Below are 1,329 nucleotides of genomic sequence, written 5' to 3' on the forward strand. Positions count from 1 at the left end.
GGTCAGGGCCACGTCCTGCACGGTGAACCCGGCGTCGGTGGCCTCGGCACGCAGTAGATCGCCGGCCTCCCCGGCGACCACGCCCACCAGGCCCGTGCCCTCCTCGTCCAGCCACACGCCGCCGAAGGAGTCGCGGAACGCCTTCTCCCACCGTGGGCGGGATTCGGCCAGTCGCTCACCGATCCCGGCCTGGTCCAGGAACTGCTCGGGGGTCAGTCCGAGATCCCGGCGCAGGGCCTCGACCAGCGAGGTCAACTGCGATCCGAGGGCCGCGTCGAGGGCGGGGAGCGCCTGCGTCGTCGAGGGCGCCGTGGGGGCGGGAGCAGGGGCGGGGGCCGCGCCGGCGGGAGCCGCGGTGACGACCAGGGCCGCGGCGGCGGTGAGGACGGCGAACTTCGAGGTGGTGCGCATGGTGGCCTTCCGTGATGCACGGTGGACGACTTCAGGTCGACCAGTTGAGGCCAAGATTACGGAGATGTGATTACTGAGTCCAGTGTGACACGTGTGATTAGTGGGATTGATGTGTCATGACGCGCCGACCTGGAGTCCCGGGAAGCGGGCCGAGATCGCACCGACGGTCACCCCGACCATCGTGGGGACCCCGCCGCGGAGGGCAAGCTCGGTCCGCGCCACCTCGCAACTCGGGTAGGGCTGGTCGTTGGTGTCGAAGGCGTTGGAGAGGCTCGTCACGGCCACCGCGCGGGTCTCGGAGAAGACCACGCCGCCGCTGTCGCCCGCGATCGCGCACAGCTCGATCGCGACGTTCCTGACTCCACCCGGGGTCGCCGAGTCGATCCCGGACACCTTCCCGCACGTGTAACCGGTCCGCTGACCGTACTTGCACAGGATCTGCCCCCTCACCGGGGACTGAGTGCCCGACAGCGGGAGGGGGCGCGCACCGTCGGCCAGGACGTGGGAGTTCCGGAAACGGGGATCGTCCTCGGGGTCGACGGTGATCAGTGCGGCGTCGAGGGCCTCGTCGGCCTCGGTGGACGTGAACGCCCCGAGCCTCGGCGAGCCGGCGCTCTCGGAGACCGTGCCGGGCCGGAACACGGACCGCCCCGTCGCGGGGTCCGTGAAGGAACTGCAGTGGGCCGCGGTGATGTTGACGACCCGTCCGTCGCGGATTCCGTTGAACCCGAGGGAGCACCAGTTGGCGACGGTGCGGGAGGGGGACAGGACGTACAACCGGGTTCCGCCCACCATGGAGTTCGGCAGCAGGGTGCCGGGGTCCGGGATCGTGGGGCTCTGGGTGCCGGGCAGCGTCGCCGTCCCCGACCCGACCGACCCCTGGGCGGGACGGAAGCCGGCGATGCGGACGCCCGCCCC

1 protein-coding gene and 1 pseudogene are annotated in these 1,329 nt (G+C 71.3%); both read right to left on the bottom strand.

Annotated elements, in window-relative coordinates; all coding sequences use genetic code 11:
* A pseudogene (locus tag G6021_RS09440) lies at positions 1 to 411 on the bottom strand (serine protease); the annotation flags it as partial.
* A gap of 114 nt (positions 412 to 525) precedes the next feature.
* The coding region (locus G6021_RS09445) for a S1 family peptidase (RefSeq protein WP_241736498.1) at positions 526 to 1,329 on the bottom strand (804 nt) is incomplete at its 5' end.

The organism is Dietzia sp. CW19 (genome assembly GCF_014145265.1).
Lineage (GTDB): Bacteria > Actinomycetota > Actinomycetes > Mycobacteriales > Mycobacteriaceae > Dietzia > Dietzia natronolimnaea.